Genomic DNA, 25,678 nt, shown 5'->3' on the forward strand with positions numbered 1-25,678 from the left:
TTCTATATGTAGAGACCTAGTCCATGATTTATAAGTGACAGGTCTCTTTATATGTTGCTACATACAACGCGATCCAAACTTCTATCCCTGGTCGTTTGGCTTTTTTGTATGGCGGAAAGAGTGGAATTCAAACACACGCACGGCTTGCGCCGCCTAGCTGATTTCGAGTCACGTATTTGCACGTTGTTTCACGTAAAACCCCGTTGTATCAACGGTCAGCTTAAATCCAGATAGCCGGAATGATTCGAACAATTCTACGCTTATTAGATTATCTCTTCCTATTATATAATCAGCACATCAGCCGTCAGACCAACGATCGCATCCGATTAGTTCCCGTTTAACATTGCGTCAAGCTCAGCGATATCCTTACGAACCTCTTCGTCTGTCTTACGTTTTGTCTCGATATGGTCACGCCGATCCTCGATGACCTCGACGTTAGTAAGCAGACCCCACCACCGCATATAAAGGTCGAGCGACTTAACGGACGACATACCGTTATTACCTCCGCGGATCGAGCCATCACCTCCCCGCCTACTTACTTTGCTTGATACCTAATATATTACTACACCACTACTTAGTAATTGTAGCAGGGGATCGGGATATGTGGATAACTCCTTCATATCTAACTAAGCGGGACTTATCAACATGTGGTTAAGTTTAATTAATGGACGATACTGACTGTTGATAACTTTATTTGCACTTTAAAACTCTTCCAACCGGACTAACCCGTTTATTCTGATCCGTTACACTCTCCGCGCTAAGCTGCACGTATTTTCTCGTAATAGATCTCCCCGTGCCCCATAAGTTTCTGCAAATGAAATACGCTCATCCCGTTCTCAGCCGCCATTGTTGCGAAATTATGACGTAATACATGGCCGCGACACAGACCTCCCGAGCTTCGCCTTCTCAGCGTACTTATCGAACGCCTTCTTTACCGTCTTTTCGCTTAGTTGCTCGCCGTAATTCGTTGTAAAAACGTACGTCGAATCGAAGTACTGTGACGATTCCGCTATAATTTGCTTCAGCAGCCGGGCAGTCTCGGTAGATAACGGTAAGATCCGTGATTTTCTGTTCTTATTTTTTAAGGCCGGCAGCGTTATTTGCTTCTTCACGCCATTGCGCTTGACTTTGATCCCGCCTTTAAAAACCGCTGCGGTTCCTCATCCATAAGTGGCTCTACCGTATCGATATCTTGGCGTCATGAGAGACACGTTTGCGGCGGGGTTTCGGTCTATAATGTCCTCTTATAGATCGGAAAAGAACGTCCTCAGAACGCGTATACAGACGTTTACGGAGGCCGGCGATAGACCGCGGCGCTCCTTATCGTACTCCGCTTTATACGGGTGACCCCCGTTAATATTCTTTCTCTTCTGCGCACCAAAAGCATGTATTCACGCAGCATAGCCGCGGTTACGTCCTGGATCAATATCTCTCCGCACCGTTCCGCTACCCAATCGATAAAATAACGCATATTTGGGACATACCGCTTATCCGCTTTTTCAAATTCTTAGCGCGTTCACCTTCATAACGAAATCGACCGCCTCCCTAACGTGTAAGACGGCAATTCCTATATCATCGATCGGCCTACGCTCCATCACCGTTTTGCGTCTCCGTTCATTTGTCCATAAACGAAAAAACCTCCTACGTATTATTACGTAGAAGGTCACGAATCAGTCAGGCGCCAGTTAATCAGCTAGCGCAAACTCGTATGTATCTCGGTCAGCTTTCGCTCACATTTCGTATCAGAAACCGCATAACAGCGGGATATTTCGTAAGTGGCGGAAAGAGTGGGATTCGAACCCACGCACGGCTTGCGCCGCCTAGCTGATTTCGAGTCAGCCCCCTTGGGCCTCTTGGGTACCTTTCCGCATTCCAAAGGGACAAGTAATATAATATCACAGCCCCTCTTACTTATGCAAGCCCTCAAAAGCCTTTTTCCAACTAATTTCTTTACTTATGTTTATGCTTCAGATCTTGCTTCATCGGTACCATCTGACACGACCGTTGTTCTCAGCACTTTTTTTAATTTACTTTCGAACTTTGCCCTAGGAACGAGCACACTGTGCTTGCAGCCGACGCATTTGATTCGGATATCCATCCCCATTCGGATGATTTCCATTTCGTTCGTACCGCAAGGGTGCGGCTTTTTCATTTGCACCACATCGCCAAGCTGATACTGTTTCTTTTCCATTAGGATTCCGCCTTTTCCGTCCGATGATAAGTGACAAGCCTCGGATAAGGGATTTCGATCCCGCGTGTTTCGAACGCCTTCTTAATTTCCGCGTTCAGTTGGCGCATGACCCCAAAATGGGTGTTGGGCTTACATTCAGCTGTCACTCTCAATGTAATCTCAGTAGCGCCCATCATATGAACGCCGAGCACCTCCGGCGCTTTGACCATATCGACGTTATGTTCATAAAAGGTCTCGGCAGCTTCCTTCAACACTCTTACAGCTTTATCTATATCTGTTTCATAGGCTACATTAACGTCTATAACAGCTAAAGAATTATTGATGGAAAAGTTCGTTACCTGGTTAATCATTCCATTAGGAATGATATGAACCTCTCCCGTCCAGCTTTTGATTCGGGTCACCCTGAGACCGATCTCTTCCACAGTTCCTTTGAAGGTTCCTGTTTCAATCACATCTCCGACGGCAAACTGATCCTCAAAAATAATAAAAAAGCCGGTAATGACATCCTTCACCAAGCTTTGAGCCCCAAACCCAATGGCAAGCCCAACTACTCCCGCGCCGGCCAACACAGGTCCCAGATTTACATTAAATTGACTCAGAATCATTAGGATCATAATAAAATTAACCACATAAGTAACGACATTCGCCGCTAGCTTACCGATGGTTTTGGTTCTTCTCTGGTCAAAATGGATCGGGCCCCGCGATTTTGGCTTCAGCACATGCTCTAACGCTTTATTAGCAATTTTAACGACCACTCGAGCGGCTATATAAATCAGCAGTACCTTCAATAAGGTAAATAACAATCCAGTCCACACTTCCGGATTAGTAATATAGTCCGTTAACTCAGATTGAAATTGTTTCCAAACCTGAGGTAAATTTTCAAGTGTTACCTCTTCTTCCTGGGGCTTGGGTATGGTTTGATTCATTTTCTTCCCCACCTCACCTTACATTTCTATCGTAACATATTTATCGTCCGTTTTAAAATAAATGCCACGGATCTCTACCTTCTCTTGATGAATAATATCTTTCACTTGATGTAATGATTCCTCAGGGAACTCCAAGGATAGGGCACAACCCGCCGTGATCTCTTTTGGGGTTGGACACATGTCATTCTCAATGTCGGCATACTCCAGCAGCATCTCTGCTCTTAACGCTTGTTGAGTTGAATCGAAAGCCATCAACAGCAACGCTCTCCCGCCTTTTCTGTTTTTTTCCGAGTTACGTATAAATCATCCCTATTAACCGTATACTAGTAGCAATCTTCTACTGCATGTTAACTCTTAATGGGAGGCGTTAATATGAAAATTCCTTTTCATAGAGATACGCAAAAGACTAAAGACACCGATAATCTTAAAGTGATGCACTCAGATTCCGACAGTATTGAACTTCTCTCCGAACGCCTTTGCACTTCTCTTCAACATGTGCCTCCCCATCAACCGATCATTCTGGTTTGTGTCGGTACGGACCGTTCCACGGGTGACTCTTTAGGCCCCCTTGTTGGTTCTCAATTGAAAAAGTATTCGATTGAAGGCCTTCATTTATACGGAACGTTGGACCACCCGATTCATGCTATGAATTTAAACGAAACACTTACGACGATATCCCAACATTTTAATAATCCCTTTATTATTGCCGTTGATGCTTGCCTCGGTCAAGTAACCAGTGTGGGCTGCATCCAGATTGGGCAAGGTCCAGTTAAGCCGGGAGCCGGTGTTAATAAAGAGCTTCCTCCGGTAGGAAATATGCACATTACTGGTATCGTTAATGTCGGAGGTTTTATGGAATATTTCGTTCTCCAAAACACTCGGCTCAGTTTAGTTATGAATATGTCCGATGTCATAGCCAAATCATTCTATGCCGCTCTAACCAGCAAGCAGAGGTGGAAGGTTACCCCTTTATTGCGCATCGATTAATGGCTTCTTTCTCTTCCGGGGACAACATATATTTAGACTGTCCTTGTTCTATTGGTTTAGCATACATATAGGTTTGTTCCCGGCTGTGAATTCCCGTAAGCACTACCCCATCCTGCTGATCGTCCAAAATAGCTACGGAAAAACTTAAATCACTTCCCCGTTCAGCAAAGGCATTATAACGGTAAAATCCAATATGCGATTTCATATGACCCATATCTTGTCTGATTTGTTTGATTTTTCGATTAATTCCGTCACTTATCTCTGCTTGTTCATTCCACTTTTGCTGTAAATCAATTAGAATTTGCTCAACATTTAATCCCTCTGCACCGTTGAGCATACTTTCATACTTTTTGCGCAGTCGATTTAACTTTACCCATAAGGAAATCATAATGATTACAAATAGTAGTAAGACAACCCCTACAGCTGCAAGTACAACTTCTAACGGAATACTTGCTTCTAGTTCCCCCATGCGCTAGTCCCCCACATCCATGATTCTATTTCATATATTTAACGACTTCCCTGATCGCATGAATCAACTGATCTACATCTTCAACCGTAGTAAAGCAGCCTACACTTGCACGGATAGCTCCTCGCTCCATAGTTCCTGCCATTTCATGAGCCATTGGTGTGCAATGATATCCTGCCCGCACAGCAATTTGAAACGATTGGTCCAAAATAAACGCGATTTCAGATGAATCAGCCTGACCTACGGTAAAGGAAACGATTCCTGTCTTATTTTGCCCAACTTCAGGGCCTAATACAGTGACCCCTTCAGTTTCCATTAGCCCTATCATCATTCTTTGGGTTAACTGCCATTCCCTTGTATGTATTTTTTCAATCGTTTCGCTCTGTATATATTTAATACCTTCGATTAATCCAGCTACACCCACTGTATTCTGAGTGCCCGCCTCATATCGATCTGGCCTTACCGTAGGCTGATCAATCGCTTCCGATTGACTTCCCGTCCCTCCGTGAAGTAATGGAACTAAATCGATATCTGGATGAATATATAAACCACCCGTGCCTTGAGGGCCAAGAAGTCCTTTATGGCCTGGAAAGGCCAACATATGAATCCCCATCTTTTCTACATCGATTTCTAAAGTTCCTGCCGTTTGTGCAGCATCTATCAAGAGCTTTATTCCTTTATCTCTACATATCTGTCCTAATTCGGCTACAGGTAATATGCTGCCAAGCAGATTAGAACTATGACTGCAAACGATCATTTTGGTATTTCCATTTATCTCTGAGACAACATCATCGATTTTAAGATTTCCTTTTTGATCTGTCTTAATATAGGAAACACTGACATTTTTTTCTTTTTTTAAATGCTCCAATGGCCTTCTGACAGAGTTGTGCTCTACAGCACTACATATAACATGGTCTCCCTCATTCAGGAATCCTTTTATTGCTAAATTAAGAGCCATTGTCGTATTCAACGCGTAGGCAATATCATTCGGGTTTTTAATATGAAAAAGCTTTGCTAGCTGTTTACGTCCTTCAAATAAAGTTCGGCTCGCTTTTACTGCCATTTCATGACTGCCTCTTCCTGGGTTTGCAGCGAGTAACTCCATATTCTCATGCATGGCTTTGAGCACCTCGGGTGGTTTTGGCCATGAAGATGCAGCATGATCCAGATATATCGTCGGCATGTATTCTTCACCTCTTCTAAACATATTCATAAAGATAGCATACCCAGATTACCCTGAGATGTTCAGGTATAACTCAGGTATGCTATCGTTTTACAAATTCATGAAGTTTTTCCCTGAAGCATTTCTAACAGACGGTCCAAATCATCTTTTGAATAATACAAAATCTCTATCTTACCTTTGTTATTACTGTGTTTTATTTTCACTGTAGTCCTATAGGTTTCTCTTAGGCTTTCTTCCAATTGATTGATATAGGGGTCCTTACGTTTCGCCTTTTGCTTCGATTTCTTGTCCGTGTTTTCTTCTAGCTTCTTAACTTCCTCTTCTAGTTGACGAACACTCCATTGTTCTTTAATAGCCGTATCCGCCAATGCTTTAACGATTTTTTTATCCTTCACGCCCGCAATTGCTTTTGCATGTCCCATAGATAATGTTCCACGTGAAACATATTGCTTCACTTCTTCCGGAAGCTGCAGTAGTCTAAGAAAGTTTGCAATATGCGAACGGCTTTTTCCTACTTTTACAGACAGCTCCTCCTGAGTCATACCAAACTGATCAATTAGAGCTTGATAAGCAACTGAAATCTCCATCGCATTCAAATCTTCTCGCTGTACATTTTCAATTAAAGCAATTTCCATAACCTGCCTGTCTGTGAACTTCTTTACAACAGCAGGTATTGTTGCTAAACCAGAAACCTGTGTTGCCCGAAATCGACGTTCACCTGCTATGATCTCGAAACCCTTTAAAACACTTCTAACAATAATCGGTTGAATTACACCGTGTTCTTTAATCGAGGCGGCCAATTCTTGAATGGACTCTTCGTTAAAATTTTTACGAGGTTGATATGGGTTCGGCCTTAGCTGAGCAAGTGGAATTTCAACCACCTTATCGTCTTCATTGATGCTGAGTGCAGGAAGTAATGCTTCTAGACCTTTTCCCAATCCAGTACCCAACCGCTTACTCACGGTGCCATCACTTCCTTTGCCAGCTCCATATACACTTCTGCGCCCTTAGACTTAGGGTCATAAGTTATGATGGACTTACCATGGCTCGGAGCTTCGCTTAGTCTTACATTGCGCGGAATAATCGTTTGATACACCTTTTGCTGAAAATACTTTTTCACTTCTTCAATAACTTGCATTCCCAAATTCGTTCTGGCATCAAACATCGTTAATAAAACACCTTCTATTTGCAGCGAAGTGTTCAGATGCTTTTGTACTAAACGAACCGTATTCAAAAGCTGGCTGAGTCCTTCTAAAGCGTAATATTCGCATTGAATTGGAATAATAACAGAATCCGCAGCCGTCAATGAATTTACCGTCAAAATACCTAGTGAAGGCGGACAATCGATGAGAATATAATCAAACATATGATTCACCAGCTGAAGCGATTTTTTCAACCGGACTTCTCTTGATATTGTCGGTACAAGTTCTATTTCCGCCCCTGCAAGCTGTATTGTAGCAGGAATGATTTTCAAATTATCAATGGCTGTATCACACATCGCATCCTTAGGATGTACATCATTAATCAGCACATCGTATATGCAATATACTGCATCTGCTTTATTGATTCCGATCCCGCTCGTTGTATTTCCTTGAGGGTCGATATCGACCAACAGAACCTTTTTTCCCAGTGAAGCCAAAGAAGCTCCCAAGTTAACGGACGTCGTTGTTTTGCCAACCCCACCCTTTTGGTTGGTTATGGCGATAATTTTAGCCAATGAGTTCACCTCATATAAATTAAAAACTGAAAAAGAATCTTCATATTGAAGATTTTTCTACCACCCAAACCAAAGACTGCGACAATAAAACCACTTCTAAACAGATTTCCTAATGACAATAAGACTTCAGAAGGCAATTATACCATTATAGTGATACAAAAAACCATTCGACTATTATTTCCTATTTGAGACGGTCAAACACAGAATCGTACAGATCATCATCGCTGTAAAAAAAAAGAATCATTAGAGAAGTGCACGACTCTCCCTAATGACAAGCCACAACAAGCGCATATAGAGAAAACAAGAGCCTCCACTCGAGGCCCAAACCTATGACGATCATTTCAATCTAACGAATATGCCATATAATAATTTAACGTTTTGGGATCCGAATGACAATTTCATAATGATCTTCATGATCTTGTTCAGTTGTATTAATCACAAGTCCGGATGAGGTAACCATATCAACAGACTGTCTTATCGTATTCAGCGCCAATCTTACATCCTTGGAATACGAAACCCGCTTGGCTTTACTTTTCACTTTTGCTGTTTCCTTTAAGAAGGCAATTCTTGCTTCTGTTTGCTTTACATTGAGCTCTTTAGTGATAATATCGTCAAGTATCTTCAACTGAAGTTCCTCTTGTTCCAAAGCGAGCAGCGCTCTGGCATGCCGTTCAGTGACTTTACGCTCAATTAATGCTTGTTTCACCGGTTCACTTAAATGCAATAATCTAATTTTATTGGCAATGGTAGACTGACTTTTTCCTAACCGTTGGGCCAAGCTCTCTTGCGTCAAACTATGCAGGTCAATAAGCTGCTGATAGGCAATGGCTTCCTCAATAGCCGTTAAACCTTCACGTTGAAGATTTTCAATTAAAGCTATTGAAGCCGCCTGTGAATCGTTAAAATCACGTATAATTGCAGGAATCGTTTCGAAGCCTAATTTTTTCACGGCTCTCAAACGACGCTCTCCTGCAATTAGCTCAAATGTATTGTTCCGCATCCGCACTACAATCGGCTGGATTACGCCATGTGTTTTAATCGTCTGACACAGTTCTTCGATCCGATCATCGTCGAATATCGTTCGAGGCTGGTATGGACTTGGAACGATCTCATGGACAGGAACATTTTTCACTTCGTCTGTTGACGCCTTATCAGCAAAACCAAACAATTTTGAGATTTGTTCCTTCATTACGATAACCACCCGATCTTTTAGCCGATATATATAATATCCCTCTTACCTAATTAATTCTCCAGAAAAGTCCAAACTCCTTCTTGAAACGATAAAGAACTTTGCCTTGTGTCTGAATATATTAAAAAAGTTCCACGTGAAACAAAACTATACTAATGGAAATTTTAAAGGTGTTCCTGCTTTTCTAGGATATTTTTTCGGTGTCGGCGCCGTCTTTTTGATGAGCACCATATGTCTGGTCGACTCTTCAACAGGAAGTTCAAACCGATGAGTCTGAACCCATTGACCTTTAAGTTCTTTTAAACTGAAAGCCGAGTCCTCAATTTCACCTTGAACCTCTTGCCCTTTCATTGCAACAAACAATCCTCCGACAGAAACAAAAGGCAAACAAAATTCGTTAAGGACGGCCATACGTGCTACTGCTCTCGCTGTAACTAAATCATACTGATCACGGTGTTCGGGTAAACGGGCCACATCTTCAGCCCGACCATGCACACAATGAACATCGGACAAATCAAGAGCTGCAGCCACATGATTTAAAAATTGAATACGTTTATTTAGAGAATCAACAATGGTAACCTGTAAATGGGGATATGCAATCTTTAGAGGAATACTTGGAAAACCGGCTCCTGAACCGATATCGGCTATCTTCGAACGGCTTGACATGGGCACAAAAAAAGAAACAGAGAGGGAGTCGTAAAAATGTTTGATATATACCTGTTCCCTCTCCGTTATGCCAGTCAAATTCATACGTTCGTTCCAATCCACAAGCTCTTTATAATATAGCTCGAATTGGTGAACCTGCTTCTCCGTAAGTTGAATTCCCTTGCCATCCAACAACTCCGTAAATTTCTGCAGCACACTGTCCATATTATCCTCTGGCCGCGAGCACTTTATTGTAATGTTCCAAGTGAACCAGCAAAATCGATATATCCGCAGGCGTTACACCGGAAATACGAGAAGCTTGCCCGATCGATATCGGCCGGATCTTGGCCAACTTCTGCTTAGCTTCCGTTGCAATACCGTGAATTTCCTCATAAATGATATCATCTGGAATTCGCTTTTTCTCCATTTTGCGCAGCCGCTCTACGTGTGCCAATTGCTTTTCAATGTATCCACTGTACTTAACTTGAATTTCGACCTGCTCTTTCATTTCATCCGTCAATTGATATGGGGCCGGCGATAGTGAATGAAGATGCTCATAAGAAACTTCTGGACGTCGAAGCAGTGACAGCATGTCAACAGAGTTATTCAGTTCAGAGCTTCCTAACGAAGAGAGAAGCTGCTGCACCTCCGGCGTTGGTTTCACCTTCGTTGTTTTGAGGCGTCCGATTTCCTCTTCAACCCTCATCACCTTTTCTTGGAATTGTTCATAACGTGTCTTTGAAATGAGACCAATATCGTATCCGATTGGAGTCAGACGAAGATCTGCATTATCATGACGAAGCAGCAGCCGGTACTCCGCACGGGATGTCAACAGACGATAAGGTTCACTTGTTCCCTTCGTCACCAAATCATCGATTAACACGCCGATATAAGCCTCAGAACGGTCAAGAATGACAGGTTCTTTACCTTGAACCTTACGCGCAGCGTTAATTCCAGCCATAATGCCTTGCCCCGCTGCTTCTTCATATCCGGATGTGCCGTTGATTTGGCCTGCAGTGAATAGCCCTTTCACAACCTTCGTTTCGAGCGAAGGCATTAACTGCGTCGGGATAACGGCATCATATTCGATTGCATAGCCCGTTCGCATCATATCTACCTTCTCTAGCCCAGGTATCGAACGAAGAATTTTCAATTGTACATCCTCCGGCATACTTGTCGAAAGACCTTGAACGTAGTACTCCTTTGTATTCCGTCCTTCCGGTTCCAGAAAGATTTGATGCTTAGGTTTATCGCTGAATCGCACAATCTTATCTTCAATCGAAGGACAGTATCTTGGACCTGTACCTTCAATCGCTCCAGAGAACATCGGAGCGCGGTGTAAGTTATCATTAATAATCTGATGTGTGTCTGCGGATGTATAGGTGAGCCAACAAGGAAGCTGATTGGGTACCTCTTTCGTTGTTTCATATGAGAAAAATTTAGGATTTTCATCTCCAGGCTGGATCTCCATCTTGGAAAAATCAAGGGTGTCCTCATGTACCCTAGGTGGTGTGCCGGTTTTGAAACGAACCAGCTCCAAGCCATTTTTGCGCAAGCTTTCTGAAAGCTTAACAGCCGGTTGTTGATTGTTGGGACCACTCTCGTACATCAGCTCGCCCATAATGATTTTGCCGCGCAGGTACGTTCCCGTCGTCAGCACTACAGCTTTACCCAGGTACTGTGCACCGGTTTTGGTGACAACTCCCTTGCATACACCGTCCTCAACAATCAGCTCCTCCACCATCCCCTGGCGAAGCGTGACCCGTTCCTGCTTTTCCAATGTTTCTTTCATCGTATGCTGGTACAGAAATTTATCAGCCTGTGCCCGTAAAGCATGCACAGCAGGACCTTTCCCGGTATTCAACATGCGCATTTGAATATAGGTTTTATCGATATTGCGTCCCATTTCTCCACCAAGGGCATCAATCTCACGCACAACGTGACCTTTCGCCGGTCCGCCTACCGATGGGTTACAAGGCATAAACGCAACCATATCCAAGTTAATCGTCAACAGCAGCGTATCACAGCCCATACGTGCTGCAGCAAGAGCGGACTCAACACCCGCATGGCCGGCACCAATAACAATAACATCATATTCACCCGCTATATAAGTCATCTATCTGACCTCCTATCATTTCATTTTACTTACCTAAACAAAATTGAGAAAAAATCTGATCTATTAAAGAATCGCTAACGGAATCCCCTATAATTTCTCCAAGATGCTCCCAAGCGTTCCGAATATCAATTTGAACCATATCGATCGGGATCAATGATTCCGTCGCCGAGTATGCCTCTGAAAGAGCTGCGCGAGCCTGCTTCAGCAGATGAATGTGTCGTGCATTGCTCACATAAGTCAGATCGTTTGATTCAACCTGACCGCTGAAGAATAACCGTGCAATGGCTTTCTCCAAATCAATGAGCCCTTGATCTGACAGCAGCGAAATTCGTACAACCCGATCTTCTCCGAACGCCTCCAGAAGTACATTTTCTTCCAACTTCTGAGGCAGATCAAGCTTGTTAATAATAGCGATGACTTGACGATCCTTAAGCTGATCGATCAACAGCAGCTCATCTGGCTGCAGAGACTCCGCCCCATTAAACACCAACAGAATGAGGTCCGCGTCGGCAAGCGCTTTGCGGGATTTCTCCACACCTATTTTTTCAACAATGTCAGACGTCTCCCGGATTCCCGCTGTGTCGAGCAGTTTAAGGGGAATGCCGCCTACATGGACGTATTCTTCCACAACATCCCTTGTTGTACCCGCAATCTCGGTAACAATGGCTCTCTCTTCTTGCGCTAGCGTATTAAGCAGCGATGACTTGCCGACATTGGGACGTCCAACGATAGCTGTAACCAGACCCTCGCGCAAAATTTTTCCCTGCTCCGCAGTATTCAGCAGCGCTTCAATATCAGCCATGGCATCCGTACACTTATTTTTAATAAAGGCATTCGTCATTTCCTCAACATCGTGTTCAGGATAATCGATATTCACTTCGATATGAGCCATCAACTCAACCAATCGGTGACGAAGCTCTTTGATTTTTTTCGATAAAGTTCCTTCCGACTGTTTCAAAGCAATTCGGAATGCCCGATCGGACTTAGCCCGGATCAAGTCAATAACCGCCTCTGCCTGAGACAAGTCTATACGCCCATTCAGAAACGCCCGCTTTGTAAATTCCCCTGGCTCCGCCAGCCGCGCACCGTTCTCAAGAAGCAGATCCAGCACTTTTCGGACGGAAACGAAACCCCCATGGCAACTAATTTCCACTACGTCTTCTTTGGTGAAGGATCTCGGGGCACGCATTACCGTCACCAGTGCTTCTTCCGTTCTCGCACCGGTTGCCGGATCAACTATATATCCGTAATGGACCGTATGCGTAGGCACCGCGGTGAGCTTCATTTTCCCGCTAAAAATACGTTCGCTTATCGGCACTGCTTCGTCCCCGCTGACGCGAATGACTGCGATCCCTCCTTCGCCCATCGGAGTGGCAATCGCCGCTATGGTATCTTGAATCATGAATGCACCTCGATTTACATATAAGCTTAAAACTAAAGAAAAAGCAATGAAGTCATACAAACATGACATCATTGCATGTGGCAATTAACGTAAAACGATAACGACTCGGCGGTTCGGTTCATCCCCTCGGCTGAACGTTCGAACTTTGGAGTGCTGTTGAAGCTGTGAGTGAATCACTTTACGCTCCTGCGGTGACATAGGTTCTAGAACGACTTCCTTCTTAGTGCGAATGACACGATCAGCCAATCGATCAGCCAGCTCTTGCAGCGTTTTCTTTCTGCGCTGGCGAAATTGTTCCGCATCCAGCACGATACGCAAGTGATGATTAGAGTAACGGTTCGCTACAATGTTAACCAGATATTGCAACGCATCAAGCGTCTGTCCGCGACGACCAATTAACATGCCAAGTTCCTTGCCGTGCAAATGCAGTTCCGTACCTTCCTTGTCCTGTTTTTGTTCAATCCGAACATCAAGCTCCATAGAACGAAACACATCCTCAAGGAACAAAACCGCTTCTTCGATCGCATCGGGACGCAAGGTTAACTCCACCTTCGCATCCTTAACCCCGAAGAGTCCGAACAATCCTTTTGCAGGCTGCTCCAACACCTCTACGTCCACTCGATTCTCTGTTGTCCCCAGCTGCTGCAGCCCGTTCTTTACAGCTTCATCGATCGTCTTACCTGTAACCACGATTTTCTTTATCATCCGATCACCCTTAATAGAAGAGTAATGAAATTATTTTTTCTTCTTGGATTTAGGTTTAGATTCAGCCGCTACAGCAGCAGTGACAGTGGCAGGAGCCGTCTTACCTGGCTTATATATGAAATAAGACTGTATAATCGTGAAAACATTACTGTAAACCCAATATAACGGAAGCGCTGATGCGAAATTCATCGCCATGACAAAAATCAGCACCGGAAAGATGAACATCAGGCTTTGCATTTGCGCAGGCATCTGTGAGGACATCATTTTTTGCTGGAAGTACGTCGTCAAAGCTGCGAGCAAAGGCAATATATAGTATGGATCTTTCGTTCCGAGCTGCATCCACAGAAAAGTATGTTCGCCGATATGTCCGTTTCGCATGATCGCGGCATAGAGCGCAATCAGGATTGGCATCTGCACCAGGATCGGGAAACAACCGGCCAGCGGATTCACGCCTTCCTTCTGGAACAGTTTCATCGTTTCTTCCTGCTGCTTTTTCGGATCGTCCTTGTACTTTTCTTTAATCTTCTTCATCTCGGGCTGCAGATCCTGCATCCGTTTCGAACTGCGGTATTGCTTTAAAGTAAGCGGTAAAATAATAAAACGAATAATAATCGTTACCACAAGAATGGATAAGCCGTATGAACCCCAAAGTATGTTGGAAAACCAATCCAATGCATCCGAGAGAGGACCGACAAACCACTTGTCCCAGAAGCTGTTATCCCGGTCAATCGGCGCATTCGCCGGGCTACATCCCGCAAGCAGTAAAAAAAACAATAAGAGCGGAATGGTTTTAAATAATCGACGCGTCAAAATCATATCCTCCCAGCTTCATCTTTTCCATTTTAAACTATATCATATCTTCGGGCACAAAGAAACTAATCGCTCTGTTTCGTCACTTCCTTACGAAGCAGGAGCGACGCGCGTTTGAGCACATGAAGCACGCTTTTCTCCATATCATGATAATCCATCTCCGCAGCGGGTTTGCGCGCGATGATGATCAGGTCGTATCCACCCGGAATTCGGGCTGCGTTGAGTCTCACAATTTCTTTCAACAAACGCCGTATTCGGTTCCGCACGACGGCATTGCCAAGCTTTTTGCTGACAGACACACCTAGACGAAAAGGTTCTTGCTTCGGCTGGACTTTATAATAAAGTACAAATTGGTGGTTCGCGGCAGATTTACCGTGACGATAAACCTTATCAAAATATTCTCTTTTCGTCAGACGGTTCTTCTTCTCCACAAACACACACTCCATTATTTGGCCTATATGCACCAAATCTTTCCTTATCCTTGGCAAAATCAGGCCATATTAGTCCAAAACGACAAAAAAGACCACCTGTCAGTGGTCTTTCGCCCTTATGCGCTCAATACTTTTCTTCCTTTTAGACGGCGAGCTGCAAGTACTTTACGACCATTCTTCGTGCTCATTCTCTTACGGAAGCCGTGTACTTTCTTGTGCTTACGGACATTCGGTTTATAAGTCGGTCTCATCTATCGTGCACCTCCTCGAAGGATTTGTTCCAATCCCCAAAAATACCTTTAAACATTAAAACATATTTTCACAACAAAAGTCAACTTCGGACTTGCAAAAACTTATGAACAAAAGTTGGAAAACATTATCACCCTATTTTTCATCAATATTATACATATATTAAATACTCCATTGAACCGGTTATCCACCTGTGAATAAAAAATATCGCATAATCACTGATTTTGTCGAATTATGAACACATTATAAACAATATATAGTGCTGTTAATAAGTTTTACACACAAGGTATAGGGTATGTGGATAAATCTGAACATTCCGTTGCTTATCAAGACCTTTTTTGATATCATGAATATGTTTTCTGTTGTGGATACTCTTGTTTTTCAACAATTTTATCAACAGCCTGTGGATATCTTTGTGAACAATTTACAAGGCTTATGTATAATTTGGTTATCGGCATTCTGCATATTGTGGATAGCTCCGACAACTTTCCGCTTTTTTCAACAGGGTCGCGGCTTACGCCACACCGGTTATTTTTTTAAGGGAGTGAATAGATTGTGGAAAGCCATCCTAACGACCAGTGGCAGCATGTACTATCCATATTGCAAAAAAGGGTGAGCAAACCGAGCTACGAAACGTGGCTTACCTCCACAAGAGCTGTCGTATTTAACGATACAACGGTCACGATCTGTACCCCGAACAATTTCGCGCGCGACTGGCTGGAAAACCGCTATACCAAGCATATTAAAGAAGCGGTTTACGATTATACCGGCAAACAAGTCGAGCTCAAATTCATCATTGAATCCGAAGAACAGCCTGAACCGCCCAGCGTGTTAGCCACACCGGCTGCTAACACGGCCAAAGCACAACAAGCCTCTGCGCCTGAGGAAACGTTCAGTCATATGATGAACCCGAAATATACGTTCGATACGTTCGTCATCGGGTCAGGAAATCGGTTTGCCCATGCGGCATCGCTAGCTGTTGCGGAAGCGCCGGCCAAAGCGTATAATCCGTTGTTTCTATACGGAGGCGTGGGGCTAGGCAAAACGCACCTCATGCATGCCATCGGCCACTATGTGCTCGAGCATAACCCCAGTGCACGCGTGCTCTACATCTCGTCTGAGAAATTCACGAACGAATTCATCAATGCCATCCGCGACAACCGCGGCGAAAGCTTTCGCAACAAATATCGCACTATCGATGTATTGCTTATAGATGATATTCAGTTCCTGGCCGGAAAAGAACAGACACAAGAAGAATTTTTCCATACGTTCAACGCTTTGCATGAAGAACGCAAGCAGATTATCATTTCCAGTGATCGGCCTCCCAAGGAAATCCCAACGCTGGAAGAACGTCTCCGCTCCAGGTTTGAATGGGGCTTGATTACAGATATTCAGCCACCGGATTTGGAGACCCGGATCGCGATTTTGCGCAAAAAAGCTAGAGCCGAAAATCTCGATATTCCGAACGAAGCCATGGTGTATATCGCCAACCAAATCGATTCGAACATTCGAGAGCTGGAAGGCGCATTAATCCGTGTTGTAGCCTTCTCTTCTTTAATTAACGAAGACATTACATCGCATTTGGCCGCTGAAGCGCTCAAAGATATCATTCCTAGCAGCCGTCCAAGAGTCATTACAATTCAGGATATCCAGCAAAAAGTCGGGGAATTCTACGGAATGAAAATCGAGGATTTCAAAGCGCGCAAACGAACCAAAACCGTTGCTTTCCCAAGGCAAATCGCCATGTATCTGGCTCGGGAGATGACGGACTTCTCACTGCCGAAGATCGGGGAAGCATTCGGCGGACGAGATCATACGACGGTCATTCATGCGCATGAGAAAATATCCCAAGCACTCAAAGTGGATCAGGAATTATTCAAAGTCATTCAGAACATTACGGAAAAAATTAAAAACGTAACATTTTAAACGGAAAACTATGCTTTGAATGTGTTATCCACAGCTGCATAAAGGAGAGCCTATGCACAATCTTATACACATGTGGATAGGCTTTCTTTTTGCCCTATTAACCGACATATCCACATATCCCGGGCCCCTACTACTATTACTAAATAAAAAAACAATGTAATATAGAGGTATATGCCCATTTGTCCCATCTTAGAACCAGTAGGAGTGACATTATGAAATTAACGGTACTCAAGCAATATTTAAACGAATCCATCGGTCACGTTTCAAAGGCCATATCGAGCAAAACAACCATTCCCATTTTAAGCGGGATCAAAATAGACGTAGATTCCAGCGGAATGACACTGACGGCCAGCGATACCGATATTTCCATCCAAAGCTTTATTCCGGCTGAGGACAATGAAATTCAAGTGATCGATCTCAAAAAATCCGGAAGCGTAGTACTCCCTTCCAAATTTTTTGTGGAAATTATTCGTAAGCTTCCCGCCCAGCAAGTTGAAATTGAGGTCAAAGACCATTTTCAAACGACGATTCGTTCAGGCTCTTCAGAAATTCAACTGGTAGGTCTTGATCCCGAGGAATATCCGATTATGCCTGGCATTGAGGAAAATAAACGGATCCAAATTCCAAGCGATCTCTTGAGAACAATGATTAAGCAAACCTCATTTGCCGTTTCCACAAACGAAGCTACTCCCGTACTGACAGGAATCTTGTGGACGATTGCTGACGGCAAGCTGAAGTTCATTGCATGCGATCGGCACCGCTTGGCCAGCAGAGAAACGAATATTAACACCGAAGAAGGAATGACGCTGGGCAACGTAACCATTTCAGGGAAAACGTTAACCGAGCTAGCGAAAATATTGCCAGACCAAAATACACTGATCGATGTCGTTTTTGCTGAAAATCAAGTACTTTTTAACATGAAGTCCATTTTGTTCTACACCCGTATTTTGGATGGTACATATCCGGATACGTCCAAGCTTATACCTCAATCGTATCAAACGGAGCTTGTCGTAAATACGAATGAATTGATTGATGCGATTGACCGCGCCTACCTCCTGTCCAGAGAAGACAAGAGCAACATCGTCAAGCTGATGATGCGTGAGGACAAATCGATCGAGATCTCATCTACCTCTTCTGAACTTGGAAAAGTTACCGAAGAGCTGATGACTTCAAGCATGACGGGAGAACTTCTGCGCATCTCCTTTAACTCCAAATATATGCTTGATGCCTTAAAGGTCATGGACAGTGAACAGATTCATATCGGCTTTACCGGTGCGATGCAGCCGATAATTATCAGGCCGGACGAGAATTCCAGCCTGCTGCAGCTGATCTTGCCCTACCGGACTACAAGCTAGAAAGAAGGATCAATCGGATGGAAAAAGTAAGCATAAGCACGGACTATATTACCCTTGGTCAATTTTTAAAGCTGGCGGATTGCATTTCTACCGGAGGACAAGCTAAAAGTTTTTTGCAGGAAACTGAAATCTTCGTTAACGGAGAGCCGGAAAATCGCCGGGGTCGCAAACTGGTTCCCAATGATATCATCAAGGTCGCAGGCTGCGGGGAGTTTCAAGTCGATACGCAAAATTAATAGTTAAGCTTTTCGAAGAAGGCTTGCTGCGCAAGGCCCAGCAGATGCTTACGAGGCCGGCTTTGCGCAGCAAAGCCCTTAGGAGGAACCGTTTTGCAGTTAAAAAGGCTGTTAGTCCAGCATTATCGCAATTACGAGCAGATCGAGTTCCAAACGGACAGCATGGTAAACATTATCGTGGGACCGAATGCTCAGGGAAAAACCAATTTGCTGGAGTCTATTTTCGTACTCGCGCTGACCAAGAGCCACCGCACCAACCAAGATAAAGAACTGATCCGTTGGAACGAGAAAACGGCCAGCTTGCATGCGGAGATTGAAAAGCGGTACGGAACTCTTCAGCTTGATCTGACCATATCCCAGCAGGGCAAACGGGCCAAAATCAACGGACTGGAGCAAAAAAAACTAAGCAATTTTATTGGATCTATGAACGTTGTCATGTTTGCACCCGAGGATCTGGAGATCGTCAAGGGGTCTCCAAGTGTCCGCCGGCGGTTTCTCGACATGGAAATCGGACAGGTTCATCCTGCCTATTTATACGATCTCTCCCAGTACAATAAAGTACTGCAGCAGCGGAACAATTACTTAAAGCAGTTGTTTTCTTCCTCCGGCGCCGCCCCCCTTCTTGAAGTTTGGAATGAGCAGCTTGCCCAATTCGGTATTAAAATTATGAAAAAACGTCAAAGCTTTATAAAGAAGCTGCAAACTTGGGCGGAGAAAATACATGCTGGCATTACGAACGGTACAGAACGACTGCGAATTGAGTACGACAGTACCTTCGCTGATTCACTCGAAGAAGAAGAAGCTGTTTTATTTGACCAATTTATGATAAAGTTATCACAGGTGAGGGATCAAGAAATACGCCGCGGCGTGACGATGGCCGGTCCGCACCGGGACGATCTCCGTTTTTATATCAATGATAAAGAGGCGCAAACGTTCGGCTCCCAAGGGCAGCAGCGAACAACGGCCTTATCCCTCAAGCTTGCCGAAATTGAGCTCATCCGGGAAGAAGTCGGGGAGTATCCCCTCCTCCTGCTCGACGATGTACTGTCAGAGCTTGACCAATATCGCCAAACCCAGCTCATTGAGACGTTCCAGCGGAAGGTTCAGACCTTTATTACGACAACCGGCATTGAAAGCATAGATTTGTCAAAACTGGAAAGCGCTTCTGTGATTCACGTTCGTGACGGAAGCTTCACATAAATTTGTTGCATCGTTTTGCCGATAAGGAGTGAGCCAGGATGTTCATCCATTTGGGCGGCGAAAAAATTATTCGCGCATCGGAGCTTGTCGCCATTTTTGACCTATCTATCGAAAAATCTTCCAAAATATCGAAGCAATTCGTCACATACGCCAATAAGGAAAAGCGCGTGGAGGTGATTGGTGATGAGGAGAGCAAGTCGCTTGTAGTCACACATACAAAAGTCTACTACTCTCCGATCTCGTCCATGACCTTGAAGAAACGTGCGCACCAGCTGTTAACGAACTAGGTTCATGTCGCTCCGCGACTCCTTCAGCAAGTTGAACATGAGCGAGATTTCCACCTTGAGAGAGCAGGTTCAGGGTAGATTTACTCTTTTTACTAAGGAAAAGTGGGTGTCTGCATGTCTGTAAATCCAGGTACAAGCTATGATGAAAGTCAAATTCAGGTGCTTGAAGGTCTAGAGGCGGTTCGCAAACGACCGGGGATGTACATCGGATCCACGAGTAGCCGAGGCCTTCATCACCTGGTATGGGAAGTAGTCGATAATAGTATCGACGAAGCATTAGCTGGATATTGCACGAAAATTGATGTGATTGTTCATCGGGACAACAGCGTTACTGTTATTGATAACGGGCGCGGCATCCCGGTCGGGGAGCATCCGAAGCTGAAGCGTCCGACCTTGGAAGTCGTGCTTACCGTGCTTCATGCCGGCGGTAAATTCGGCGGCGAGGGCTACAAAGTATCCGGTGGTTTGCACGGTGTAGGTGTATCCGTCGTTAACGCTTTGTCCAAGAAATTGATTGTTCAGGTAAAGCGGGACGGCAAAGTATATGAACAAGAGTTCAGCTGCGGTATTCCCCAGTATGACGTTAAAACGATCGGGGAAACGGAAGAAACCGGAACACAGGTGACGTTCTGGCCCGATGTAGAGATTTTCTCGGAAACGACCGAATACGATTATGATACGCTGCAGTCCCGGATCCGGGAGCTTGCGTTCCTGAATAAAGGAATCGAAATTACGCTGACAGATGAGCGTACCGATGAGTCCCATACCTTCAATTACGAAGGCGGGATCGTCTCCTTCGTGGAATATTTGAATCGCACGCGGGAAGCTGTTCACCAGCCTCCGATTTACGTTGAAGGAGATAGAGACAATATTCATGTTGAGGTGGCTCTTCAGTATAACGACAGCTATACGGAGAACATCTATTCGTTCGCGAACAACATCAACACACACGAGGGCGGTACACACGAATCCGGGTTCAAGAGCGCGCTCACACGGATTTTGAACGACTACGCCCGCAAAAACAATGCGATTAAGGACAACGACGCCAACCTGTCAGGCGATGACGTACGGGAAGGCTTGACGGCCATCATTTCGGTCAAAATACCAGATCCCCAATTTGAGGGACAAACCAAGACGAAACTAGGAAACAGCGAGGTTCGCGGGATCGTGGAGTCTCTTTTTGCAGAGAAGCTGCAGGAGTTTTTGGATGAAAATCCATCTATCGCGAAAAAAATCGTGGAAAAAGGTGTGCAGGCGCAAAGAGCGCGGGAGGCGGCAAGGAAAGCGCGTGAGCTGACGCGCCGCAAGAGCGCTCTTGAGGTGAGCTCCCTACCTGGAAAACTGGCAGACTGCTCATCAAAGGATGCTTCCATCAGCGAAGTGTATATTGTCGAAGGAGACTCTGCCGGAGGCTCGGCCAAACAAGGACGAGATCGGCATTTTCAGGCGATTCTGCCGCTTCGCGGTAAAATTCTCAACGTGGAAAAAGCGCGTCTGGACAAAATTTTATCCAACGCGGAAATTCGCGCGATCATTACCGCGCTTGGCACCGGGATTGGCGATGATTTCGATATCGCTAAAGCGCGCTACCACAAAATTATTATTATGACGGACGCTGACGTTGATGGAGCGCATATTCGGACGCTTCTTCTCACCTTCTTCTATCGCTACATGCGTAAATTAATCGAGGTTGGTTATATCTACATCGCACAGCCGCCGCTCTACAAGCTTGAGCGGAGCAAAACGGTACGTTACGCCTACAATGACAAACAGCGGGAAGCGATTATGGCTGAATTTGGGGAAGGCGCAAAAGTCAATGTGCAGCGATATAAGGGTCTTGGAGAGATGAACCCGGGCCAGCTGTGGGAGACGACGATGGACCCTGAGAGCCGCACATTGCTGCAGGTAAACATTCAGGACGCGATCGAAGCGGACCTCGTCTTCGATACGCTGATGGGCGACAACGTTGAACCCCGGCGTGAATTTATTCAGCAGCATGCGAAGTACGTCAAAAACTTGGATATTTAATTCATCGCCATGAACTGTAGGAGGTAAAAACCATTGTCGGAAGAACCCCGTTCACAGGTTAAAGAAATAGATATCGGCTCAGAAATGCGCACTTCTTTTATGGATTACGCAATGAGCATCATTGTAAGCCGCGCTTTGCCGGATGTCAGAGACGGTCTTAAGCCGGTGCATCGGCGTATTCTGTATGCTATGTCGGAACTCGGCATGTCACCGGACAAGCCTTATAAGAAATCGGCGAGAATCGTCGGGGAAGTCATTGGTAAGTACCATCCGCACGGCGACTCGGCTGTGTATGAAACGATGGTGCGTATGGCGCAGGATTTCTCTTTACGCTACATGCTCGTTGATGGCCACGGAAACTTTGGCTCGATTGATGGTGACTCTGCGGCAGCCATGCGTTATACAGAGGCGCGGTTGTCCAAAATCGCGATGGAGCTGCTCCGTGAAATCAACAAAGAAACCATCGATTTCATACCGAACTATGACGGCGAGGAGCAGGAACCTGTGGTCATGCCCGCACGCTTTCCTAACTTGCTGGTCAACGGATCGTCAGGTATCGCCGTAGGGATGGCAACCAATATCCCGCCGCATAACTTAACCGAGGTGATCAATGGCGTTCAGCAGCTGATTGAGAATCCGGACCTTACATCACTCGATCTGATGCAATCGATCAAAGGACCCGATTTTCCTACCGCGGGTTTTATTATGGGGCGTGAAGGAATTAAACATGCATACGCTACAGGCCGCGGTTCTGTGACAATGCGCGCTAGGGCGACCATCGAGGAAACCGGCGGTAAAGCACGGATCATCGTGCACGAGCTGCCTTATCAAGTCATTAAAGCTCGTTTGATTGAAAAAATCGCCGAGCTGGTTCGCGAGAAGAAAATTGACGGCATTACGGATTTGCGGGACGAATCGGACCGCAATGGTATGCGCATCGTCATTGAACTTCGCCGCGACGTCAATCCAAACGTCGTACTGAACAACTTGTACAAACAGACGGCTATGCAGTCCAATTTCGGTATCATCATGCTCGCTTTGGTGAACGGTGAACCGAAGGTGCTCAATCTTCGCGACATGCTGTTTCATTACTTGCAGCACCAGAAGGAAGTCATTCGACGCCGGACGGAATTTGACCTTCGCAAAGCGGAAGCCCGTGCACACATCTTGGAGGGTCTACGCATTGCGCTGGATCATTTGGATGAAGTTATCACTCTTATCCGTGCATCTCGTACCACCGAAGAAGCTCGTGAAGGTCTGATCAACCGTTTCGGTCTCAGCTACGATCAAGCACAGGCGATCCTCGATATGCGTTTGCAGCGCCTCACCGGCTTGGAACGCGAAAAAATCGAAGAAGAGTACGCCGAGCTTCTCAAGAAAATTGCGGAGTTCAAAGCCATTCTGGCTGACGAGCAACTGGTGCTGAAAATCATCAGCGAAGAGCTGAACGAAATTAAAGAGAAGTTCGGAGACGAACGCCGTTCGGAGATTACGATCGGTGAAGAAAGCATCGAAGACGAAGACTTGATCCCTCAAACCGAAGTCGTTATTACGATATCACATACAGGCTATATCAAGCGTTTGCCGGTGACCACCTACCGCAGCCAAAGACGCGGTGGCAGAGGTGTGATCGGCATGGACACCAAAGATAATGATTTTGTGGAGCATTTGTTCGTGACGAACTCTCACCATTACCTTATGTTCTTCACGGATAAAGGTAAGGTGTACCGTCTTAAGGCTTATGAGATTCCGGATCTTAGCCGTACGGCCCGGGGAACGCCGATCATCAACCTGATTCAGATTGAGCAAGGTGAGACGGTGAATGCGGTAATTCCTGTAGAAAGCTTTGATTCCGAGCAATATTTGTTCTTTGCTACCAAGAACGGATTGGTGAAAAAGACTTCGCTTGATGACTACTCCAATATTCGTAAAGGCGGGTTGATCGCGATTACGCTTCGTGAAGACGATGACCTGATCGGAGTCAAGCTGACGGACGGAAATCAATCAATCGTTATGGGGACGAAGCAAGGGATGTCCATCCACTTCCCAGAGCAGGATGTTCGTTCGATGGGACGAGGGGCTACCGGAGTGAAAGGTATTCACCTCGATGAAAATGATGCTGTCATTGATATGGACGTTGTTCATCCGGACAACAGCGTGCTCATCGTAACGTCTAAAGGTTACGGCAAGCGGACTCCGGTTGAAGAGTACCGGATTCAGACCCGTGGCGGCAAAGGGATAAAGACGCTTAATGTTACGTCGAAGAACGGCCCGGTTGTAGGTTTGAAGGTCGTTCAAGAAGACGAAGATCTTATGATCATCACCGCGCTGGGAACGATTATCCGTACGAGTATGTCGGGCATTTCCATGATGGGACGTAATACTCAAGGGGTTAGACTCATTCATATCCGTGATGAGGACGAGGTTTCCACCGTAGCGCGGGTTGAGAAGAGTGAAGATCAGCCTGAATTAGAAGAAGACGGCGAGGCGCCGGACATTATAGCAGAAGATTAACCGTCTTACGTATAAATGGTTGAAGAATGGGGCTTACATCCCCATTCTTTTTCGTTTAAGATATAAGAAAGAATAAGTTTTCAGAGGAGCAAAAGACTTTCTTTATCGCAAGAAAAGCTGCTGCTAAACCACGGATGGTTCTTCGCGGAAAGGGCTTCGGTCAGAAGAATGTTTTAGTAAATACAGCGCAAATAGGTTTTGTTAATACACTAACATGAGGCAAGGTGAGGGAATCCCATGGTCACAGTTCCCGTTTCCCAATTAAAGTCCGGCGAGAAAATTTCAGAAGATGTGCTGACCAAATACAACAATGTGATTTTTCCCAAAGGAAGAGTCATCTCGGATCGCGATTTGGAAATACTCCGAGCATTCTTGATTTCATCCGTTCACATCGAAGCCAAGAATGGAGAGTCTGTTAAAGTATCCGATGAAAGCGTCATTGAGAAACAAAAACATACAAGATCGGTTCTGCCTTTCTATGAGCAATATGAAAAAATGCTGCAGCTGATGCGTCGTGTATATAATATTGCAAACGCCGGCGGACAGAACCTGCCTATACTGGAGATACGTACAACCCTGGAGAAGTTGATCCAGCATGTTGACTATTACAAAGCGCTCACGTTTAGCCCAAGACATTTTCAACTGAGTGACTTTATATATCATAATGGTATTATGGTTAGTCTTACATCCTATAACTTGGCCAAGTGGCACGGTTTACCAACTAAGGACTTAATGCCGGTCGCATTGGGCGGATTATTGCATGATATCGGGAATGCGAAGGTGGACGCTGGTATTTTGTTCAAACCAAGCAAGTTGAATGCCGACGAGAGAGAGGATATGAAAAAGCACACCATTATTGGCTACAACTTGTTAAAAAGCGTACCTGCCGTTAACGATGGAGTAAGGCTTTGCGCACTACAGCATCATGAACGCGAAGACGGATCCGGCTATCCTTTGGGTGTTCGCGGTGACAAGATTCATTTGTATTCAAAAATTGTGGCCATTACGGATGTGTTTCATGCTATGAGAACCAATCGTTATCATAAGAGCGGAACTTCCCCCTACTTGGTGTTGGAACAGCTTCTGGACGAATCGTTTGGGAAATTGGATCCTGC

General features: G+C 45.1%; 28 protein-coding genes and 1 tRNA gene (1 of these 29 cut by a window edge). 9 read left to right on the forward strand and 20 right to left on the reverse strand.

The features are described from left to right. Positions 1-326: 326 nt before the first annotated feature. The 8 genes from JOE45_RS16055 to JOE45_RS16080 form a co-directional block, all read right to left on the reverse strand. Complete coding sequence (locus JOE45_RS16055) at positions 327-491, reverse strand: hypothetical protein (RefSeq protein ID WP_210019292.1); 165 nt, start codon at positions 489-491, stop codon at positions 327-329. Positions 492-757: 266 nt separating this feature from the next. After that, positions 758-847: a hypothetical protein gene (locus tag JOE45_RS24030; protein ID WP_280873781.1), complete on the reverse strand. Its 90-nt coding sequence runs from the start codon at positions 845-847 to the stop codon at positions 758-760. 10 nt (positions 848-857) lie between these two features. Then, positions 858-1,112, reverse strand: a complete 255-nt coding sequence (locus tag JOE45_RS23880; protein ID WP_348632548.1) for a tyrosine-type recombinase/integrase — start codon at positions 1,110-1,112, stop codon at positions 858-860. 176 nt (positions 1,113-1,288) lie between these two features. Next, positions 1,289-1,471 carry a hypothetical protein gene (locus JOE45_RS23605; protein WP_245247036.1) on the reverse strand — a complete coding sequence of 61 codons (183 nt, stop codon included), beginning with the start codon at positions 1,469-1,471 and terminating at the stop codon, positions 1,289-1,291. 305 nt (positions 1,472-1,776) lie between these two features. Continuing rightward, positions 1,777-1,867, reverse strand: a tRNA-Ser gene (locus tag JOE45_RS16065). Between the two features lie 93 nt (positions 1,868-1,960). After that, positions 1,961-2,191, reverse strand: coding sequence for a DUF951 domain-containing protein (locus JOE45_RS16070; protein WP_210019291.1), 231 nt, complete (start codon positions 2,189-2,191; stop codon positions 1,961-1,963). Continuing rightward, positions 2,191-3,117 carry a mechanosensitive ion channel family protein gene (locus JOE45_RS16075; RefSeq protein ID WP_210019290.1) on the reverse strand — a complete coding sequence of 309 codons (927 nt, stop codon included), beginning with the start codon at positions 3,115-3,117 and terminating at the stop codon, positions 2,191-2,193. Before JOE45_RS16075 ends, JOE45_RS16070 begins: the two co-directional genes overlap by 1 nt. A gap of 18 nt (positions 3,118-3,135) precedes the next feature. Then, positions 3,136-3,378, reverse strand: a complete 243-nt coding sequence (locus JOE45_RS16080; protein ID WP_461479674.1) for a putative Se/S carrier protein — start codon at positions 3,376-3,378, stop codon at positions 3,136-3,138. A gap of 111 nt (positions 3,379-3,489) precedes the next feature. On the opposite strand from JOE45_RS16080, the gene yyaC reads away from it, so the two are divergent. Then, positions 3,490-4,104, forward strand: coding sequence for a spore protease YyaC (yyaC, locus tag JOE45_RS16085; RefSeq protein ID WP_210019288.1), 615 nt, complete (start codon positions 3,490-3,492; stop codon positions 4,102-4,104). Here the strand turns inward: yyaC and JOE45_RS16090 are convergent. From JOE45_RS16090 to rpmH, 12 genes are all read right to left on the reverse strand, one after another. Then, positions 4,079-4,573, reverse strand: coding sequence for a DUF4446 family protein (locus JOE45_RS16090; protein ID WP_210019287.1), 495 nt, complete (start codon positions 4,571-4,573; stop codon positions 4,079-4,081). The genes yyaC and JOE45_RS16090 overlap by 26 nt on opposite strands. A gap of 25 nt (positions 4,574-4,598) precedes the next feature. Beyond that, entirely contained in the window at positions 4,599-5,753 is a 1,155-nt protein-coding gene (locus tag JOE45_RS16095; protein ID WP_210019286.1) for an aminotransferase class V-fold PLP-dependent enzyme, read from the reverse strand. A 98-nt stretch (positions 5,754-5,851) separates the two neighbouring features. Then, on the reverse strand, positions 5,852-6,715 hold the full coding sequence (locus JOE45_RS16100) for a ParB/RepB/Spo0J family partition protein (RefSeq protein ID WP_210019285.1): 864 nt from the start codon (positions 6,713-6,715) through the stop codon (positions 5,852-5,854). Next, positions 6,712-7,470, reverse strand: coding sequence for a ParA family protein (locus tag JOE45_RS16105; protein WP_210019284.1), 759 nt, complete (start codon positions 7,468-7,470; stop codon positions 6,712-6,714). Before JOE45_RS16105 ends, JOE45_RS16100 begins: the two co-directional genes overlap by 4 nt. Before the next feature lie 370 nt (positions 7,471-7,840). Continuing rightward, positions 7,841-8,659, reverse strand: coding sequence for a nucleoid occlusion protein (noc, locus tag JOE45_RS16110; protein WP_210019283.1), 819 nt, complete (start codon positions 8,657-8,659; stop codon positions 7,841-7,843). A 147-nt stretch (positions 8,660-8,806) separates the two neighbouring features. After that, entirely contained in the window at positions 8,807-9,529 is a 723-nt protein-coding gene (gene rsmG, locus JOE45_RS16115; RefSeq protein WP_210019282.1) for a 16S rRNA (guanine(527)-N(7))-methyltransferase RsmG, read from the reverse strand. Between the two features lies 1 nt (position 9,530). Beyond that, complete coding sequence (mnmG, locus tag JOE45_RS16120; protein ID WP_210019281.1) at positions 9,531-11,420, reverse strand: tRNA uridine-5-carboxymethylaminomethyl(34) synthesis enzyme MnmG; 1,890 nt, start codon at positions 11,418-11,420, stop codon at positions 9,531-9,533. 25 nt (positions 11,421-11,445) lie between these two features. After that, positions 11,446-12,822 carry a tRNA uridine-5-carboxymethylaminomethyl(34) synthesis GTPase MnmE gene (mnmE, locus tag JOE45_RS16125; RefSeq protein WP_210019280.1) on the reverse strand — a complete coding sequence of 459 codons (1,377 nt, stop codon included), beginning with the start codon at positions 12,820-12,822 and terminating at the stop codon, positions 11,446-11,448. Positions 12,823-12,906: 84 nt separating this feature from the next. After that, positions 12,907-13,524: an RNA-binding cell elongation regulator Jag/EloR gene (jag, locus tag JOE45_RS16130; RefSeq protein WP_210023268.1), complete on the reverse strand. Its 618-nt coding sequence runs from the start codon at positions 13,522-13,524 to the stop codon at positions 12,907-12,909. 33 nt (positions 13,525-13,557) lie between these two features. Then, positions 13,558-14,337 carry a membrane protein insertase YidC gene (gene yidC, locus JOE45_RS16135; protein WP_245247042.1) on the reverse strand — a complete coding sequence of 260 codons (780 nt, stop codon included), beginning with the start codon at positions 14,335-14,337 and terminating at the stop codon, positions 13,558-13,560. Between the two features lie 65 nt (positions 14,338-14,402). Next, complete coding sequence (rnpA, locus tag JOE45_RS16140) at positions 14,403-14,768, reverse strand: ribonuclease P protein component (protein ID WP_210019278.1); 366 nt, start codon at positions 14,766-14,768, stop codon at positions 14,403-14,405. A gap of 116 nt (positions 14,769-14,884) precedes the next feature. Beyond that, complete coding sequence (rpmH, locus tag JOE45_RS16145) at positions 14,885-15,019, reverse strand: 50S ribosomal protein L34 (RefSeq protein ID WP_028550661.1); 135 nt, start codon at positions 15,017-15,019, stop codon at positions 14,885-14,887. A gap of 553 nt (positions 15,020-15,572) precedes the next feature. Between rpmH and dnaA the strand changes: the two genes are divergently transcribed. The 8 genes from dnaA to JOE45_RS16185 all read left to right on the forward strand — a co-directional run. Next, on the forward strand, positions 15,573-16,943 hold the full coding sequence (gene dnaA / locus JOE45_RS16150; RefSeq protein WP_210019277.1) for a chromosomal replication initiator protein DnaA: 1,371 nt from the start codon (positions 15,573-15,575) through the stop codon (positions 16,941-16,943). 212 nt (positions 16,944-17,155) lie between these two features. Next, positions 17,156-18,298, forward strand: coding sequence for a DNA polymerase III subunit beta (gene dnaN, locus JOE45_RS16155; protein ID WP_210019276.1), 1,143 nt, complete (start codon positions 17,156-17,158; stop codon positions 18,296-18,298). Positions 18,299-18,315: 17 nt separating this feature from the next. Next, positions 18,316-18,534: a S4 domain-containing protein YaaA gene (gene yaaA / locus JOE45_RS16160; RefSeq protein WP_210019275.1), complete on the forward strand. Its 219-nt coding sequence runs from the start codon at positions 18,316-18,318 to the stop codon at positions 18,532-18,534. A gap of 93 nt (positions 18,535-18,627) precedes the next feature. Then, positions 18,628-19,734 carry a DNA replication/repair protein RecF gene (gene recF, locus JOE45_RS16165; protein ID WP_210019274.1) on the forward strand — a complete coding sequence of 369 codons (1,107 nt, stop codon included), beginning with the start codon at positions 18,628-18,630 and terminating at the stop codon, positions 19,732-19,734. 38 nt (positions 19,735-19,772) lie between these two features. Beyond that, positions 19,773-20,021: an extracellular matrix regulator RemB gene (remB, locus tag JOE45_RS16170; protein ID WP_210019273.1), complete on the forward strand. Its 249-nt coding sequence runs from the start codon at positions 19,773-19,775 to the stop codon at positions 20,019-20,021. Between the two features lie 114 nt (positions 20,022-20,135). Then, positions 20,136-22,049 (forward strand): DNA topoisomerase (ATP-hydrolyzing) subunit B, encoded by a 1,914-nt coding sequence (gene gyrB, locus JOE45_RS16175; RefSeq protein WP_210019272.1) that lies wholly within the window; start codon positions 20,136-20,138, stop codon positions 22,047-22,049. A gap of 33 nt (positions 22,050-22,082) precedes the next feature. Continuing rightward, positions 22,083-24,563 carry a DNA gyrase subunit A gene (gene gyrA, locus JOE45_RS16180; protein WP_210019271.1) on the forward strand — a complete coding sequence of 827 codons (2,481 nt, stop codon included), beginning with the start codon at positions 22,083-22,085 and terminating at the stop codon, positions 24,561-24,563. Between the two features lie 237 nt (positions 24,564-24,800). Next, positions 24,801-25,678, forward strand: the 5' portion of a protein-coding gene (locus JOE45_RS16185) for an HD-GYP domain-containing protein (protein ID WP_210019270.1). Its footprint extends 196 nt past the window's final position; the window shows 878 of its 1,074 coding nt (coding positions 1-878); the start codon lies at positions 24,801-24,803; the stop codon falls past the right edge of the window.

It is taken from the genome of Paenibacillus sp. PvR098 (assembly GCF_017833255.1).
Classification (GTDB): Bacteria; Bacillota; Bacilli; order Paenibacillales; family NBRC-103111; genus Paenibacillus_G.